The following is a 17,151-nucleotide window of genomic DNA, read 5'->3' on the forward strand; positions in this document are numbered from 1 at the left end:
CCAAAGCAATATGCCATGAAGCACAGAACTAGATGATTCAACCCTCTCCAAGATCGCCCTACAAAGTGATCCAGTCCTAGTTCTTCCTTTAGGTGCTGATAAGCTTGCTCGATCGTCCAGCTTTGATGTGCCCAAGCCAAGAGTTGCAGCAAAAAAGTTGGGCGTTGCTGAATCACAGTATGTTTTCTTCGTTTGAATCGGTTGCAGCCCTCACCCCAACCCTCTCCCAAATTGGGAGAGGGAGCCAGAATTCTAGTTCCCCTTCTCCCAAATTGGGAGAAGGGGTTAGGGGATGAGGGCAGAATTCATGCCATCATTCAGCAACGCCAAAAGCTGAGATGGAAGCATTAGAAACTTAATACCGAATCGTCCCATCTTCAAACTTCTTTGCATCTTTGAAGGTCATGTTCTGCTCGCGCTTTAGTTCTATTCCTATTGTAGAAAGTCTTAACGCTACTTAACGGAGTAGTATCTGCGCGCAACTAAAGCACAGGCAGGTTAGCTCTTTAGCTATTCATGTAAACAATGGCTTCAAATTACTATCTCTCGTCTCGAATCATGACGTTAATTATATTCTTCTCCAATTATATTTCTCATCTATTATCCCAGTAATTACATCTGTGCTATTTGTCTACAACACTGGCAATTCATCAAAAAAATCTATTCACACACCTCAGGAGGAAAACACTATGAGCAGCGAAAGTGGATGTCCATTTATGGGTGGAGGTCAGAAACTTCAACCTCGTCATGTACCGACAAACCGAGAGTGGTGGCCAAATTATTTGAATCTGAACATCCTCCATCAGCATACCCCCCAGGCAAATCCTATGGGTGAGGAATTCAACTACGCGGAGGAGTTCAAGAGCCTTGATTTAGCTGCCCTTAGAGCAGATATCTACGAGCTGATGACGACCTCTCAGGACTGGTGGCCAGCCGATTACGGTCATTATGGACCGCTCTTCATCCGAATGGCTTGGCACAGCGCAGGTACGTATCGGATTGGCGATGGTCGGGGTGGCGCAGGCTCGGGTAGTCAGCGCTTTGAGCCGCTCAATAGTTGGCCAGACAATGCCAACCTCGATAAGGCGCGCATGTTGCTTTGGCCGATTAAGCAGAAATATGGCAAGAAAATCTCGTGGGCTGATCTCATGGTCTTTGCGGGCAACTGCGCTCTAGAGTCGATGGGCTTCAAGACGTTGGGCTTTGCTGGCGGACGCGTGGATGTCTGGCAGCCCGAGGAAGACATCTACTGGGGGTCTGAGAAAGCTTGGCTCGGCAATGAGCGTTACCAAGACGATCGAGTTCTGCTGAATCCCCTTGCCGCTGTTCAGATGGGTCTGATCTATGTGAACCCGGAAGGACCAGACGGCGAGCCTGATCCAGTGGGTTCAGGTCGCGATATTCGCGAGACCTTTGGTCGGATGGCGATGAATGATGCAGAGACAGTCGCGCTGGTGGCGGGCGGACATACCTTTGGCAAATGTCACGGTGCGGGCGATCCATCGCATGTTGGTGCTGAACCTGGAGGTGCGACTATAATCGATCAGGGACTGGGCTGGAAGAGCACCTTCAACACGGGTATCGGTGTCGATGCAATCACCAGTGGGATCGAAGGTGCATGGACTACTCATCCGACTCAGTGGGATAACAACTACTTCGAGAACCTATTTAACTATGAGTGGGAATTGACAAAGAGTCCTGCTGGCGCGCATCAATGGATGCCTAAGAATGGTGCTGGTGCAAATACAGTGCCGGATGCACATGATCCATCAAAACGGCATGCTCCCATGATGACCACAGCCGACATGGCAATGAGGATGGATCCTACCTATGAGCCGATTTCACGGCGTTACTATGAGAACCCGAATGAGTTTGCAGATGCGTTCGCCAAAGCATGGTTCAAGTTGACACACCGCGACATGGGACCACGATCGCGTTATCTCGGTTCAGAAGTTCCTGAGGAAGAATTCTTGTGGCAAGATCCTATCCCCACAGTTGACCATGAATTGATCAATGAGTCGGACATTGCCACTCTCAAAGGCAAGATTCTGGCTTCGGGACTATCTGTTTCCCAACTGGTTTCAACGGCTTGGGCATCAGCATCAACGTTTCGCTGCTCTGATATGCGGGGTGGAGCGAACGGAGGGCGCATTCGTCTCGCGCCGCAGAAGGATTGGAAAGTCAATGAACCCGCCCAATTGGCAACAGTAATCCAAACGTTAGAAGCGATCCAACAGGAGTTCAACACCTCGCAGTCTAGCGGGAAGCAGGTTTCGCTTGCTGACTTGATCGTTCTGGGCGGATGTGCAGGCATTGAACAAGCTGCAAAAAATGCGGGTCATGACGTAACGGTTCCCTTCCAGCCGGGACGCACGGATGCGGTGCAAGAGAAAACAGACGTCGAGTCCTTCGCTGTGCTCGAGCCAACGGCAGACGGGTTTCGCAACTACTCTAGCGGCAACCACAGCGAATCGCTCGAAGAGTTGCTGGTCGATCGAGCACAATTGTTGTCTCTATCAGCCCCTCAGATGACGGCTCTCTTGGGCGGCTTGCGCGTCTTGGGGGCGAACTTTGGAGGAGCCAAACAGGGTGTCTTCACCCATCGACCCGAGACGTTGACTAATGACTTCTTCGTCAACCTGCTCGACTTAGGCACGACATGGAAGGCGACTTCTGAAGATGAGTATGAGTTCGAGGGGAGCGATCGCAAAACGGGTGAACCCAAATGGACTGCGACCCGCGTTGACCTTATCTTTGGGTCAAATTCTCAGCTTCGCGCGCTTGCAGAAGTCTATGGCGCGGAGGACTCGCAACCGAAATTTGTGCAGGACTTCGTGGCAGCGTGGAACAAGGTGATGAACCTCGATCGCTATGATCTTCGTGCGGTTTCGGCGAAAAGCGCTGCGAGGGGCTTCTAAGCATCACTCATCCTCCGAGGTAAGCCACTCTTTCTCCCAAGGGCTTACCTCAAGAATTCTCATTTCGAGAACTGATCGAGAGAGCACATTGAAATCACAATTGCATTCAGGTTGCGAGGCTAGGATCATCGCCTTCTAGCATCGTGCCCTTGAGCGTCGTGTCTTTGAGGTCTGCGCCGCTCAGGTTAGCATTCTCTAGAGAAGCATCTGTTAGATTTGCTTGCTCTAGTTCAGCATTGGCGAGGTCTGCTTCACTCAAATCCGCAGCCTCTAAGTTTGCACCACTCAGTATGGCTTGATTGAGATCTGCCTGGGTTAAAGTCGCTTGAATGAGATTTGCTACTTCGAGATCGGCATTGCTCAAATCCGCGCGATCGAGCAATGCGCCTTCTAAAATTGTGCCTCCTAGCATGGCATTACTGAGATTTGCCCCTGTCAAATCGGCTCCCGCTAGGTCTGCCCCACTCAGGTCGGTGCTGCTGAAGTCAGCATTGATCAAGGTCGCGTTTCTTAGGCTCGCGCCTTCTAAGTTAGCACCTGCGAACACGGCATTACTGAGATTCACCCCTGATAAATCTGCTTCTGCGAGATCTACGTTACTAAAGTCGCGATCGCCACTTTCATACCGCTGCTGTAGTTGCTGAACGTCTATCGGTTGTACCATCGCAAACCTCCTAGTCCCCTTATGTCGCTTTCTTCGGCTTTTGTAAAGTTTGAGTGTATGGGTTCTCACGACGAAAAGCGTCTACCTGTTGTCATACGCCCCGCAATCAAAACACTTCTTAATACTTCCGATTCACATCCATCCGATGTTGTAGCGTTTTTAGTTAAGGCAATTCTTTCGGGTTACTTAATCTTTTTGACTGATTCTGACTTGAAATCGACAATCAATCAAGGCATCAAAGGGCGCGATGGGCTGAACCTATAGCCTAACCCTATCCGTGTAAGAGGATGTTTTAAAAGACAATTGAGGCTGTAAAAAAGCTCTCCGGTCATAAGCTGTAAATACGTAAAAGCACAGCACCGAGAGAGCTACATGAGTAAATCGTATCCCAGTAACCTCACTCCTGCCCAATATGAATTGTTGAGCGACCTGCTACCTGATGCAAAACCAGGGGGACGACCGCGAGAAGTAGACTTATGGGACATTCTCAATGCAATTTTTTATGTTTTAGTCGAAGGAGTGCGGTGGCGAGCGTTACCTGGAGATTTTCCAGCTTGGCAAACGGTCTACACTTACTTTCGTAATTGGCGTAAGGATGGAACCTGGTTGAGCATTCACGACCGTCTCTATCGCTGCATCCGCATCGAAGTCGGGCGCTCTCCGAGCCCATCTGAAGCAATTGTCGATAGCCAAAGCGTGAAAAGTGCGGCAGGAGTGCATGCAGCAATCGGATTTGATGCAGGTAAGGTGATCAAAGGGCGCAAGCGATTCATCACGGTCGATACGCTGGGATTGATCTTACGGGTCTTTGTCACTGCTGCCAGCACCCCAGAACGCGCCGGCGGCAAAACTGTTCTCCAGCGGGTGCGACAACGCGGGAAAGCCGTGTCTCGTCTACACACGATTTGGGTGGATGGCGGCTTCGATGGCTTTCCCTTTATGCACTGGGTGGTCACCATCTGTCGTTGGATTGTCCAAGTGGTCTTACGCCCGGAACAAACCAAAGGCTTTGTCCTGCTCAAAAAGCGATGGGTGGTGGAACGAACTCTGGGCTGGCTGATGCACTGTCGTCGCTTAGTTCGGGATTATGAGTTACTTCCAGAAACTTCAGAGACTTGGATTTACTTAGCAATGATTCGGATCATGGTTAGGAGATTGGCATAAAATTTGACCGACTCCGACTTTTAAAACACCCTCTAAGAACTCACCCCCGAAAGTCAGACTCGGCAGACCTATTTAATTTTCGTCAATTTTTTCATTCGCAGAGGAACAGAAGAGGGACATAAGGAGCCTGTGAGGAAGAATTTCCCGCAGCTAAGGGGGCAGGATAACTTTTTGAGCTAACCCAACCTGTCTAAGCAGCCAAATTGCCCACCACGTTACATCGATTTCCCACCAGCGCCATCCTGCTTTCGCTACATGAGGATAAGCATGATGATTGTTATGCCACCCTTCACCATAGGTCAGAATTGCTGCCCACCATAAATTTCGAGAGCCATCGGGAATATCAAACGATCGATATCCCCAAACATGCGTCACAGAATTAATAAACCAAGTACTATGCCAGAGCAGCACCGCTCTGACAAACATGCCATAAATCACGAACGACCAACCGCCAATCATATAGAGCAAGAGTCCGAGCGGAAGCTGTAGGAGAACAAAGTAACGATTCAACCAGCAATAGAATGGATCGCGCGCGAGATCTGGCGCAAAGCGTTTATATTGCTCATAGTCAAAAAACTCAGCATGAGGATAGAAGATCCACAGCATATGGCTCCACCAGAAGCCTCGCCGAGCAGAGTAAGGATCTTTCTCTTCATCTTCTGTATGAGCATGATGTAAGCGATGCCCAGCTACCCAAAAAATTGGTCCGCCTTGTAAAGCTAAAGCACCAATCAGTGCGATCGCATATTCCAACCCTTTCGGAACTTGAAAACTTCGATGGCTCAATAGGCGATGATACCCCAGACAAATCCCAATGCTGCCAAAGAACCAATGAAGCACTAGCATTGTCCCCAAAGCCGACCATGAAAAGAACCAAGGCGCTAGCAGTGCAAGGGCATGAATCAGTGCAAAAAATGCGACGGTTCCCCAATTCAAAGGCGGATTAGACCTTGACAATAAAGATTCAGATGACATAACGTTCTTCCTCAACCACACTATCAGTCAATTAGAGCCATTCCTATGACGTTACTGAAGCTTGTCGCAGTGCTGAGATCGCTGGATAGCGAACAGCTCGTTCAGAACTCATTAATTCACTGCATCACTAGCCAGTAAAGAATGGCAGCAGAATCATGGAATGCTCATCACTCCATGATCTTTTGCATTAAGCTTAGCGCTTAGACATCTTCTGGATAGAGATTGCTATAGCGATTGAGTTCATCGACAGTAATCAGATTTTTCAGTCCTTCTTGACGCGATCGCAGAAGTTCCTGGCTCAGATGTGCAATTTCGCCGTCTGGTAAGTCTGCTTGTGCTAGCTCATCAAAAAACTGATGATAAACATCCCGAAGCTGATGAGCAAACTTAAATCGAAGTTGCTGGGCTTGGAGTCGCTTTTGTGCCAGCGTCGATTCTGGTGCTTGATTTGCCCAATCTTGCGGCTTGAGAAAGACTTCGGTCAGTTCAGCTTCTGGACTACCCGGTTCCGACTCGTAGGCATATTCCCATCGCGCCAGGGGTGGCAATGACATGAGAATCGATTCAGTCCGTCCATTCGTTTGCAAGCCGAATACAGTGCCACGATCGTAGACCAAATTAAATTCGGCATAGCGTCCTCGGCGGTAAAGTTGGAAATTGCGTTCGCGATCGCCATAGTTCATTGATTGGCGTTTTTGTGCAATCGGTAAGTAAGCAGGAAGAAACGCATTCCCACAGCTTTGAACGAAGGCAAAAAGTTCTTCCCAAGTCCGAGGAACAGAACCAACTTGCTGACTATATTGTGCAGCGAGTGACTCTGATTGTGATCCAACATAAAGCGATCCATTACCATCCTGGTAATCGAAGAAGATGCCGCCAATACCTCGCTGCTCTTGACGATGACGCAAGTAAAAATACTCGTCACACCACAATTTGAAGGCAGAATAGTAAGCCGGATGATGGGCATCGCAGGCATTTTTTAGGGTTTGATGGAAGTGAATAGCATCTTCTGCGAAAGGATAGTACGGTGTTAAATCTGCACCGCCGCCAAACCACCAAATCGAACCTGCTTCAAAGTAGCGATAGTTGAGGTGAACAGTCGGAACATAAGGGTTGCGAGGATGCAGTACCATTGAGATTCCAGTGGCGAAGAAAGGCTGTCCAGCAGCCTCTGGACGCTGTGCCAGAATAGAGGGGGGCAAACTTTCACCCCAAACCTCAGAAAAGTTCACGCCACCTTGTTCAAACACTCGCCCATCGCGAATCACGCGAGTCCTTCCCTCGCCGCCTTCGGTGCGTTCCCAATGGTCTTCTTGAAATTTTGCTTCTCCATCTAGTTGCTCTAGTGCAGCACAAATTTCATCTTGTAGGTTCTGGACAAATTGTTTTGCTCTCTGCCGTGAGTCTACAGGGGGCAGAGAGTTTGTCGAAGAAGTGGATTGCAAAAGAGTATTTCTAGCCATAGCAGGGGTAGTGAGTTGCTTTAATCACTTTATGGTTATCAAACTGATTAACTACAAAACTGTTTCAAAACTTAATACAAAGCGTTAAATCATCAAACGAGCTAGAAAGGCTCTAATCATGCACGCTTCCATCGGGCATAATTGCGCCTTGCAAATCTGCATCGGTCAAATCGGTTCCCGTCAGATCTGCACCTTGCAAATTCGCATTGCATAGGTTTGCGCCGCTCAAGTTCGCATAACTTAAATCAGCCCCGCGCAAACTTGATGCACTCAAGTCCGTAATCAAATCTCCCCAGAGCAATCTGCGACTCAAATTTGCTCGACATAGCTTCGCACCATCTAGATCCGCATGATGAAGTACTACAGCCCCTAAATCGGCATAGCTCAAATCTGCACCACTCAACACTGCAAATCCGAGATCCGTTCGCTGGTCAGAACTAGGGCGAAGATCCGCTTCAATTAACAATGCGTGTGAGAGCTTGGCATGAGTGAGATTTGCACCGCATAAACTCGCTTTCACTAAATTGGCTTCATCTAATCGAGCGTGGACTAACTTGGCTCCCGTGAGATCAGCCTCACGTAAACTGACTCGATATAAATCTGCTTCACTTAAATCAGTTCCCCAAAGAATTGCTTCACTTAAGTTTGCTTCGCGCAGACAAGCTTGATGAAAGTTAATTTTGCCGAGTCGCGTCTGACGTAGATCTGCATGACTAAAATCGGCTCGGCTCAAGTTCGCATTGGTTAGCTCAGCATCTTGTAAAGCAATGCGCTGAAAGTTGCGTTCTCCAGTGTCATATCGTTTGAGTAGCTCATCTACTTTCATCGCGTTCACTCTTCCTCGATCGTAGTTTCATTCTTCATCTTATGCTGTGAGTGCTGGAATACAGCCCACCCCAGATACGATGTTTTCTTCGAGCATGACTATACTCTCGAAAAATTCAACGAATGGGCTTGACATTTTATAACTGTCTAGCTATTAAGTTAGATAGCTGATTATTCAGACTACTTTGTATTTTACTCATCCATACGGATTTATCAACTCATGACAACGCTATTGCAAAGACGTGATCGTGTCCCCCTCTGGGATCGCTTCTGTGATTGGATTACGAGTACCGAGAATCGGCTTTATATTGGTTGGTTTGGGGTGTTGTTGATTCCGACTGCACTGACCGCCGCGATCGTATTTATTCTTGCGATGATTGCGGCTCCTCCGGTAGATATTGATGGCATTCGAGAACCCGTTTCTGGGTCATTGCTCTACGGAAATAACATTATTACAGCGACCGTTGTGCCAACTTCTGCGGCAATTGGCTTACATTTTTATCCCATTTGGGAAGCCGCTTCATTGGATGAATGGCTCTACAATGGTGGTCCTTATGAATTGATTGTCTTTCACTTCCTGATTGCGATTTTTGCCTACATGGGGCGGCAATGGGAATTGAGCTATCGCCTAGGAATGCGTCCTTGGATTCCAGTTGCATTCTCTGCTCCAGTCGCAGCAGCAACCTCTGTACTCCTGATTTACCCGATCGGACAAGGAAGCTTTTCTGATGGTTTGATGCTCGGCATTTCAGGAACGTTCAACTTTATGATTGTGTTCACGGCTGAACATAACATTCTCATGCACCCGTTTCACATGCTAGGGGTGATCGGGGTCTTTGGAGGTGCATTATTTAGCGCAATGCATGGTTCGTTAGTGACATCTTCTTTGATTCGCGAAACAGCAGAAACGGAATCTCAGAACTATGGCTATAAGTTTGGGCAAGAAGAAGAAACCTACAATATCATCGCAGCACACGGGTACTTTGGGCGATTGATCTTCCAGTATGCGAGCTTCAACAATTCGCGCTGGCTACACTTCGTGCTTGCTGCTTTTCCAGTGATGGGAATTTGGTTTGCTGCTCTGGGAATTAGCACCATGGCGTTTAATCTCAATGGGTTTAACTTCAATAGTTCGATTCTCGATAGTCAAGGGCGAACGATCGAGACTTGGGCAGATTTGCTCAATCGGGCAAATGTTGGGATTGAAGTGATGCACGAGCGCAATGCTCACAATTTTCCACTTGATTTAGCATCAGGTGCAGCTCAACCGCTAGCACTGATAGCCCCGACCATCCAGAGTTAGTCTGATCTTCCTTCATCAACGAGCGTCCTCTAACCAGGACGCTTTCTTGCCAGAGTTTTTAGGAGAGCCTGAATGAAATCCCCCATCCGAGAATTCTTTTTCTGGTCATTGCTGAGTACCTGGGTAATGGTGATCTCACTAGGATTAGGAGTATTGATGAGTTCACCTGCAAGGGCAGAGATTCGGCAGTTAGAAGAAGCACCGGGACAAAGTGTGATCCAATCTCGACAATTGCTGCAAGACCAGCATGGAAATCGCTGGCAAGCGATCGCATTTCAACGCAGTTATCCCAATGGTCAAACCAGTTTTGATCTCAGGCTTGTGGGGTTTCCGGGAATTGCCAACATTGATCACTCTCAGCCTTTGATGCTCACAAATTCTTTGGGCGCAAATTTGACTGCTCACGCAAATGATCAAGCAATTTTTACCGATAAAACTCATCCCGAACCGAATGTTGGTCAATACGATTTACAGGCTGTATTCCCTCAGATGCAGGCAGAAATCCCACTCAAACTTTCAATCCCAACGCTTCAAGACGAGTCGGTTCGTCTCTCAGTTTCACCTTTGATTATTCAGGAATGGAAGGCTGTTGCAAGCAGTGAATTGCAGATTAAAAAATAGAGGTTTTATTCCGTAAACTCTTTAAGCTTGCTGCTTGCTGTTGGACTCGTTCACTGATGCGATCGCACGCTAGCTCGCAAAACTCAAAAATCATTGGATCAGCGATTTCGTAGTAGGCACTTGTACCTTTCGCCTCCCGCGATAAGATTCCGGCTTGATAGAGCACTTTGAGATGCTTTGATAAATTCGCCTGCCCTAAACCTGTTGCTTCGGAGATTTCCATCACATTCATCGCGCCCGATCGCAGACAAGTCAGAATCTGAAGCCGACTCATCTCTGACAAGACTTTGAAATAGTCGGCAACAGCAGCAAGAATCGCTGGATCTGCTTTTGATGGTTTAGTTTTTGGCATAGGGAAATTCAGCAATCGATAGGGTAATTTTATAACTAATTAGGATTATAGCCAATTACCGAACTAACTCAGATCAGAGCATCGATCATAGATATACATAGATATATAGCGGTAGTCACATAGCTTGCGGCACTGAGTTTTCGTAACCGAACGCTGCTGCTTAGCGAGCTTTAATATTCTGCCGCAACCTTACGGGCGACCGCTATAAATGCTTTAAAGGACTTGTGCTATGTCACGTGCATAGTAAGAGAGAGCATTATCGGCTTAACTCTGAAGATATAAGACCTATGGAGACCTTCGCTCTTTAGCGTTGCTAAATGCTGCGCGGACTTCGTTTGTGTAGCCGCGAATTCCATTCGCACGGCATTTGTCGCAAACATTCTTCAATTCGGTATCAGGTCTATTTTTGAGTAGATGCTATCTTTGTGTGATTTCTTCGCTATAATACTACGGTGAATCGACCAACTCACCGTAGTATTTCATAAAATCGCCAAATGTTAGTTTTTGCTGAGCAAATTCCGTTAATTTGGTCAAACCGATCAAGCTTTATTTGATTATTCCTTCAAGTCACAACTAGAATTTATGCAATACAATTCCCTTGGTGAAAGTAACCTCAAAGTTTCTGAAATTTGCCTAGGTACGATGACCTTTGGGCAGCAAAATACAATCGAAGAAGCCCATCAACAACTTGATTACGCTCTCGATCGTGGCATTAATTTTATTGATGCCGCAGAAATGTATCCTGTTCCGCCACGTGCTGAAACCCACGGCGTGACTGAAACTTACATTGGTGAGTGGCTAAAACACCAGCAAAGAGACAAAGTGATTGTCGCCACGAAAGTGATTGGTGCAGGACGACGGTTCAAATGGGTACGTGAGGGGGTGAACAAAGTCGATCGCGATAGTGTAAAACAAGCGATCGACGATAGCCTCAAGCGGCTCCAAACTGATTATGTCGATCTGTACCAAATTCATTGGCCCGATCGCTATGTGCCACAATTTGGACAAACCATTTTTGATCCCAAGCAAGAGCGGGAAACAGTTCCCATTGCTGAACAGTTGGAAGTATTTGCAGATCTGATCAAGGCTGGAAAAATTCGCTACTTGGGACTGAGCAATGAAACCCCTTGGGGCATTACAACGTTTAGCTCTCTTGCTCAACAATTAGGATTACCGAAAGTGGTGTCGATTCAAAATGCTTACAACTTATTGAATCGGGTCTTTGATTCTGCATTGGCAGAAGCTTCGTACCGCGAGAATGTGAGTTTACTAGCTTATAGTCCTTTAGCATTTGGATTTTTGTCTGGAAAGTATTTACAAGGCGATCCTGGAACGACTCGAATTACCCTATTTGAGCAGTTTGGACAGCGTTATCTTAAACCTAGAGTCAAGGAAGCGGTTGCGGCTTATGCTGAGGTTGCAAAACGTCACAATCTTAGTCCGACAGCATTAGCGTTAGCATTTGTTCGGAGTCGTTGGTTTGTGAGCAGTACTATTATCGGTGCAACAACCCTAGACCAACTTCGAGAAAATATCGATAGCATCAAGGTTGATCTAACTCCAGACATTCTCAAAGACATTGAGGAAGTTTACACGCAATATCCCAATCCGGCTCCTTAAGTCGGTTTGCACTCAATGTCTGACCATCGAGCGTTCTGCTGCGAGGTGCAGCGGTGGGAGATGTCGATCGCAGGACTAAAAATTACGAGTCGGTCAAGCAATTCGACATCTCCAGAAGAAATCTTGAGAAGCGTAGTCAGTTCGATTCGGCAATACCTGAAGAAAAGACAGAACTCATAGCCAATCAATTTGTAAAGGGACAGAACTCCGCCCCCTAAATTCCCCATTTTCGGGAACTTTGAGAATCTTAGATCACTACGATCGTGGAAATTTTCTAAGATTTGATCAGCGTTGATCGTTAGGAATATCTCAATGTCGCATTTGTTTGAACCCCTTACCCTTCGAGATGTTACTCTCCGCAATCGCATTGTCGTCTCCCCCATGTGCCAATACTCCAGCATTGATGGATATGCCAATCATTGGCACTGGGTTCATTTAACAAGTCGTGCTGTTGGTGGAGCAGGATTAGTGTTTACTGAAGCAGCCGCGATCGAACCCCAGGGACGCATTAGCCCCGAAGATTTAGGAATTTGGTCAGATGATCAGATTGAAGCTTTAGCAAAAATTGTCACGAGTATTCATAACTGTGGTGCGGTTGCAGGCATTCAACTCGCCCATGCAGGCAGAAAAGCAAGTACTGCAAAACCGAGTGAAGGGGGACATGCGATCGACGAGTCTCAGGGAGGATGGCGACCGATTGTATCGAGTAGTGCCGTTGCATTTAGTCCCAAGCATCCAACACCAGAAGCCTTGACTGTCGAAGAAATTCAGCAAACGACTGAGGCATTTGCTCAAGCCGCGCGTCGATCAGTAGAAGCTGGATTTCGAGTCATTGAAATTCACGCAGCACATGGGTATTTACTGCATCAATTTCTCTCGCCTTTGGTGAATCAACGACAAGATGAGTATGGTGGCAGCTTTGAAAATCGCACTCGATTTCTCCAAGAGGTCGTTCGAGCAGTGCGGGAGATTGTACCAGAACGCGATTCGCTCTGGGTTCGCATCTCAGCAACCGATTGGGCAGAGCAAGGATGGGACATTGAACAAAGCATTTCTCTGAGCGATAAGATCAAATCTCTTGGCGTTGATGTGATTGACTGTTCTTCGGGTGGAACGATCCCTGGCGTGAAAATCCCTCTATCTCCGGGCTACCAAGTGCCCTTTGCTGAACGAATTCGTCGAGAAGCCAAAATTCAAACGGGTGCAGTGGGATTGATCACCTCTGCTGAACTAGCAGATTATATTATCCGTGCAGGTCAAGCAGATGTTGTCTTGATAGGGCGGGAATTCTTGCGGAATCCCTATTGGGCACTTCAAGCAGCAAAAGAACTAGGTCAGGAAAAATTCTATCCCGTGCAATATGAACGAGCCTGGATTTAATGACAGAGTGTCGCGGTCGGATGGAACCTGTATGAACGCACCTCTAGCACCTCTACAGTTGGGGCTAGTGGGGTTAGAGAGTAACTTACTTCGGATTGTCGATCGTCACTTCATAGTTCACCACTCCGAGCCAAGGAGCTTGAGGTTGCTGATAAGGTTTGAACTTCAAAGGTGCTAGATCAGCGTTGCGGATGAGGTGAGCCATAAAGTGCAGCGAACCTTGTAGCAAATCTGCGCTGAGTAAATCGCGTTCTAAATTTGTCGATCGTAGTTTTTGTGTAAACGATTTCATCAATTTCTTGAGAAAACTTGCATTCTGAGACAATTCTAAATACGCAAACGTAGCACTGCGAATTTCAGCTTCAATCTTGGCAGGATTCGTAATTCTCTGACCATCTAGGATGCCATTAAATCTGCGCTGAATGAATGTTCTTACATGCTCCGAATAAGGCTGAGCATGATATTTCTGCATCGCTTCAGATAAAAGCATCTTGGAATTTCCATTGAGCATTGCGCCAACCACCCAAGCAGCAACATCTGCCGCATAATCTGACTCTGAAGCAAACCGATCGAGCGCATCCCCTAAGCCTTTGAACTTTTCTGGAGTGGCGCGATACGTCTCGATCGAAGACCCAATATCACCCGCCCAAGAGGTATGATCTCCTGTCCAGCGCGTCAAATCTGACCATTGCAGCCCTGGCTGATTGATTTGATCCGACAAAGACGCAATGAAATGTCCAAAATCTATAGTTGCACCTGCTAAGATCACATCTTGATTGAGTTTACCTTCAATAAATGCTTGCTCAAACCCTGTCACAACCGTCCAGACTTTCGTCGTATAGCTCGGCTTCGTATAGCCGCGTAAACGATTTGTAATCTCGTAAGTCGAGGCATCAGGGTGAGATTGTTCAAAATCGCTGATAAATTGAAGAACGGTTGTGAAATCAGTCATAGGACAGAAAGAGAAGCGACACTTAAGAGAATATTAGCGAGACATTACTGTGCCCACACAATTAGACACATCATTCAGCGATAACACTACGGAATGGCGGCAAGGTGAATTGCTGGAGGTCACGATTACCGATTTGAGCGATCGCGGTGATGGAGTAGGTCGCGCAGGCTCACGGGTCGTCTTTGTGCCCGATACGGTCACCGGCGATCGCGCTTTAGTCCGATTGATGCACGTCAAGCCGAATCTTGCTCATGCGAAGTTATACAAACTCCTCGAAGCTTCGCCCCATCGGATTCGACCCGGATGTATTGTTGCTGACAAGTGTGGCGGCTGTCAGTGGCAGCATGTCGATTATGACTATCAACGAGAGGCGAAACGGAATCAGGTCGTTCAGGCATTAGAGCGAATTGGCGGATTTCGTGACATTGCAGTTGATCCCGTTCTGAATGTGAGCGAACCTCTGCACTATCGCAACAAATCGACTTATCCGCTCGGAAGTTCCAACACGCGACAAGTTCAAGCGGGATACTATCAAAAAGGCACGCATCAGATTGTAAATCTGAATCAGTGCCCGATTCAGGATGAGCGATTGAATCCTTTACTGGCTGAAGTCAAACAGGACATTCAGCAGCAGGGATGGCGAATCTATGATGAGAAATATCATCGCGGTCAATTGCGGCATTTAGCCTTAAGAATTGGGCAGCGCACAGGTGAAATCTTGCTGACGTTGATTACAGCTGATCCAGACTTGCCGAACTTAGAAGCTCAGGCTCAGGAATGGCTGCAACGCTATGAGAATTTAGTCGGTGTTTCGCTGAATGTGCAGCGCGATCGCACGAATGCCATTTTTGGTTCAGAGACACATTGCATCGCAGGTCAGCCTTTTCTCTCAGAACGATTCGCAAATCTGACGTTCCACATTCGACCCGATACTTTCTTTCAAGTCCATACTGAGCAGACTGAAGCTTTGTTAAACATTGTTTTGGAACAGTTAAACTTACAAGGTGACGAAACATTTGTTGATGCTTATTGTGGAATTGGAACAATGACTTTACCGATCGCACAACGTGTCAAAACTGCGATCGGATTAGAAATTCAACCGGAAGCGATTGAACAAGCTCAACAGAACGCAAGTTTGAATGGAATCGAGAACGTCAGATTTGAAGTGGGAGCGGTTGAAAAAGTTTTACAATCGCTTGAGATTCATCCGGATTTAGTCATGCTCGATCCACCTCGTAAAGGATGTAATGCAACTGTCTTGGAGACGCTTCGACAACAGAAACCTAAGCAAATTGTTTACGTCAGTTGTAATGCTGCGACATTAGCACGAGATCTGAAATTGTTATGTGCAGATGATGCCTATCAACTGATACGAGTTCAGCCTGCGGACTTTTTCCCGCAGACGGCTCATGTCGAATGTGCTGCTTTTTTAAACCGAGTGGAGGAGTAAATGCTGTTTAAGGATCTGGTAGAAAAGTTAGGGCAATCCGTGAAGAGTAGTAGCGAAACACCTGATCTAGAAATTTCAGGAGTTTCCGCAGTACTTGATAGTAAGCCGAATACGCTGACCTATTCTGAAAGCCTGAAATTTGCAAAGCAGCTTCGCGAAACCCAAGCTGCTGCGGTGATTTTGCCTGCAAATGAGGAATTACTAGTGATCGCGAAAGAACGCGGTTTAGCTTGGATCATTGTAGGCAATCCGCGCTATGCGTTTGCTCAAGCGATCGCGCTTTTCTACCAACCTTACAAACCTGCCGCAACAATTCATCCGTCTGCAATCATTGATCCGTCTGCTCAGATTGGTCAAAACGTTGCGATTGGCGCGCATGTTGTGATTGAAGCCAACGTGACAATTGGCAATGATGTTGTTATTCATCCGGGTGTTGTCATTTACCCAGACGTGATAATTGGCGATCGTACAGTTCTCCATGCCAATTGTGTGATTCACGAACGCGCTCAAATCGGTGCAGACTGTGTGATTCATGCAGGGGCAGTGATTGGCTCAGAAGGCTTTGGCTTTGTGCCGACTCGTGAAGGCTGGCTGAAAATGGAGCAATCAGGCTGTACCGTGCTCGAAGATGGCGTTGAAGTAGGGTGCAATTCTTCGATCGATCGCCCTTCTGTCGGTGAGACTCGAATTGGGCGTAATACAAAGATTGATAACTGTGTGCAGGTTGGGCATGGAGTCAAAACTGGAGAGGCTTGTGCATTTGCCGCTCAAGTTGGGATTGCCGGGGGATCTGTACTGGGCAATCGCGTGATTTTGGCAGGACAGGTCGGTGTGGGCAATGAGAGCCGGATGGGCGATGGTTCGGTTGCCTCTGCAAAAACTGGAGTTCATGCCAGCGTGGCGGCAGGACAAACAGTATCGGGTTATCCTGCGGTCGATCATCGAATTTTTCTACGATCGTCTGCTGTCTATAGCCACTTGTCTGAGATGTACAAAGCGATCAAGCAAATTCAGAAGCGCTTAGGAATGGATGCGGATTCATAAGCAACGGTTGAGGAGAATGCGATCCAATTTGTATCCAGACAACTGTACCCAAGCAAAATAGTAGGGGTTCGTGCATCATCACTGATTGCTCTATACTCCTACTATTGTATTCATGTGAGCAATAGATTAACCGTCGTCTTTATCTTTGCTCTCTTTGCGATCTTCTTGATCATTCTCTCGATCGTTGTTGTTGCGAGCGTTGGATTTCTCGCCATCTTTCTCATCATCGCTATCATTATCCTTAGCTTTGTCTTCTTGGCGCTTTTCATCGCCATCTTCAGATTGATTTGAGGCTTCTTGCTCCTTGGATGACTCTTCTTTTGCCTCAGTCTCAGATTGTCCACTGCCACAACTTGTAAGTGCAGCACCTCCGATTAAGAGGGAAACGCTCACGAGGAAGACTCCTATCGTTTTTTTCAA

Annotated in this window: 14 protein-coding genes and 1 pseudogene; 8 read left to right on the forward strand and 7 right to left on the reverse strand. The window is 47.1% G+C overall.

Annotated elements, in window-relative coordinates; translation table 11 throughout:
• Positions 1 to 689: 689 nt before the first annotated feature.
• Complete coding sequence (gene katG, locus ACMUEV_RS05170; protein ID WP_190653408.1) at positions 690 to 2,918, forward strand: catalase/peroxidase HPI; 2,229 nt, start codon at positions 690 to 692, stop codon at positions 2,916 to 2,918.
• Between the two features lie 106 nt (positions 2,919 to 3,024).
• Here the strand turns inward: katG and ACMUEV_RS05175 are convergent, their stop codons facing one another.
• Positions 3,025 to 3,582, reverse strand: coding sequence for a pentapeptide repeat-containing protein (locus ACMUEV_RS05175; protein WP_017290332.1), 558 nt, complete (start codon positions 3,580 to 3,582; stop codon positions 3,025 to 3,027).
• Between the two features lie 372 nt (positions 3,583 to 3,954).
• Between ACMUEV_RS05175 and ACMUEV_RS05180 the strand changes: the two genes are divergently transcribed.
• The gene (locus ACMUEV_RS05180) at positions 3,955 to 4,746 is read left to right on the forward strand and encodes an IS5 family transposase (protein ID WP_415354614.1); all 792 of its coding nucleotides are present in this window, start codon (positions 3,955 to 3,957) and stop codon (positions 4,744 to 4,746) included.
• 150 nt (positions 4,747 to 4,896) lie between these two features.
• On the opposite strand, the gene ACMUEV_RS05185 is transcribed toward ACMUEV_RS05180, so the two are convergent.
• The 3 genes and pseudogenes from ACMUEV_RS05185 to hetL all read right to left on the reverse strand — a co-directional run bounded on the left by ACMUEV_RS05185 (position 4,897) and on the right by hetL (position 8,010).
• Complete coding sequence (locus tag ACMUEV_RS05185) at positions 4,897 to 5,721, reverse strand: acyl-CoA desaturase (protein WP_190650746.1); 825 nt, start codon at positions 5,719 to 5,721, stop codon at positions 4,897 to 4,899.
• 440 nt (positions 5,722 to 6,161) lie between these two features.
• A pseudogene (gene hemF / locus ACMUEV_RS05190) lies at positions 6,162 to 7,184 on the reverse strand (oxygen-dependent coproporphyrinogen oxidase); the annotation flags it as partial.
• 112 nt (positions 7,185 to 7,296) lie between these two features.
• The gene (hetL, locus tag ACMUEV_RS05195) at positions 7,297 to 8,010 is read right to left on the reverse strand and encodes a heterocyst differentiation pentapeptide repeat protein HetL (RefSeq protein ID WP_190650744.1); all 714 of its coding nucleotides are present in this window, start codon (positions 8,008 to 8,010) and stop codon (positions 7,297 to 7,299) included.
• Between the two features lie 219 nt (positions 8,011 to 8,229).
• Here hetL and psbA point away from each other — a divergent pair, with 219 nt between their 5' ends.
• Both psbA and ACMUEV_RS05205 read left to right on the forward strand, forming a co-directional pair.
• Complete coding sequence (gene psbA / locus ACMUEV_RS05200; protein ID WP_017290327.1) at positions 8,230 to 9,312, forward strand: photosystem II q(b) protein; 1,083 nt, start codon at positions 8,230 to 8,232, stop codon at positions 9,310 to 9,312.
• Positions 9,313 to 9,384: 72 nt separating this feature from the next.
• Positions 9,385 to 9,933: a DUF3122 domain-containing protein gene (locus ACMUEV_RS05205; protein WP_242044368.1), complete on the forward strand. Its 549-nt coding sequence runs from the start codon at positions 9,385 to 9,387 to the stop codon at positions 9,931 to 9,933.
• Here ACMUEV_RS05205 and ACMUEV_RS05210 read toward each other — a convergent pair.
• The gene (locus ACMUEV_RS05210) at positions 9,923 to 10,285 is read right to left on the reverse strand and encodes an ArsR/SmtB family transcription factor (protein ID WP_017290325.1); all 363 of its coding nucleotides are present in this window, start codon (positions 10,283 to 10,285) and stop codon (positions 9,923 to 9,925) included. The genes ACMUEV_RS05205 and ACMUEV_RS05210 overlap by 11 nt on opposite strands.
• Before the next feature lie 582 nt (positions 10,286 to 10,867).
• Here ACMUEV_RS05210 and ACMUEV_RS05215 point away from each other — a divergent pair.
• Together ACMUEV_RS05215 and namA are read left to right on the forward strand one after the other, a co-directional pair.
• Positions 10,868 to 11,905: an NADP(H)-dependent aldo-keto reductase gene (locus ACMUEV_RS05215; RefSeq protein WP_190650742.1), complete on the forward strand. Its 1,038-nt coding sequence runs from the start codon at positions 10,868 to 10,870 to the stop codon at positions 11,903 to 11,905.
• A gap of 312 nt (positions 11,906 to 12,217) precedes the next feature.
• The gene (gene namA / locus ACMUEV_RS05220) at positions 12,218 to 13,285 is read left to right on the forward strand and encodes an NADPH dehydrogenase NamA (RefSeq protein ID WP_190650740.1); all 1,068 of its coding nucleotides are present in this window, start codon (positions 12,218 to 12,220) and stop codon (positions 13,283 to 13,285) included.
• 85 nt (positions 13,286 to 13,370) lie between these two features.
• Here the strand turns inward: namA and ACMUEV_RS05225 are convergent, their stop codons facing one another.
• On the reverse strand, positions 13,371 to 14,237 hold the full coding sequence (locus ACMUEV_RS05225; RefSeq protein ID WP_017290320.1) for a hypothetical protein: 867 nt from the start codon (positions 14,235 to 14,237) through the stop codon (positions 13,371 to 13,373).
• 49 nt (positions 14,238 to 14,286) lie between these two features.
• On the opposite strand from ACMUEV_RS05225, the gene rlmD reads away from it, so the two are divergent.
• On the forward strand, positions 14,287 to 15,687 hold the full coding sequence (gene rlmD / locus ACMUEV_RS05230; RefSeq protein ID WP_190650738.1) for a 23S rRNA (uracil(1939)-C(5))-methyltransferase RlmD: 1,401 nt from the start codon (positions 14,287 to 14,289) through the stop codon (positions 15,685 to 15,687).
• The gene (lpxD, locus tag ACMUEV_RS05235; RefSeq protein ID WP_190650736.1) at positions 15,688 to 16,731 is read left to right on the forward strand and encodes a UDP-3-O-(3-hydroxymyristoyl)glucosamine N-acyltransferase; all 1,044 of its coding nucleotides are present in this window, start codon (positions 15,688 to 15,690) and stop codon (positions 16,729 to 16,731) included.
• Between the two features lie 126 nt (positions 16,732 to 16,857).
• On the opposite strand, the gene ACMUEV_RS05240 is transcribed toward lpxD, so the two are convergent.
• The gene (locus ACMUEV_RS05240) at positions 16,858 to 17,124 is read right to left on the reverse strand and encodes a hypothetical protein (RefSeq protein ID WP_190650733.1); all 267 of its coding nucleotides are present in this window, start codon (positions 17,122 to 17,124) and stop codon (positions 16,858 to 16,860) included.
• Positions 17,125 to 17,151: the final 27 nt, after the last annotated feature.

This window comes from Leptolyngbya sp. FACHB-1624 (genome assembly GCF_047649235.1).
GTDB lineage: Bacteria > Cyanobacteriota > Cyanobacteriia > Leptolyngbyales > Leptolyngbyaceae > Leptolyngbya > Leptolyngbya boryana.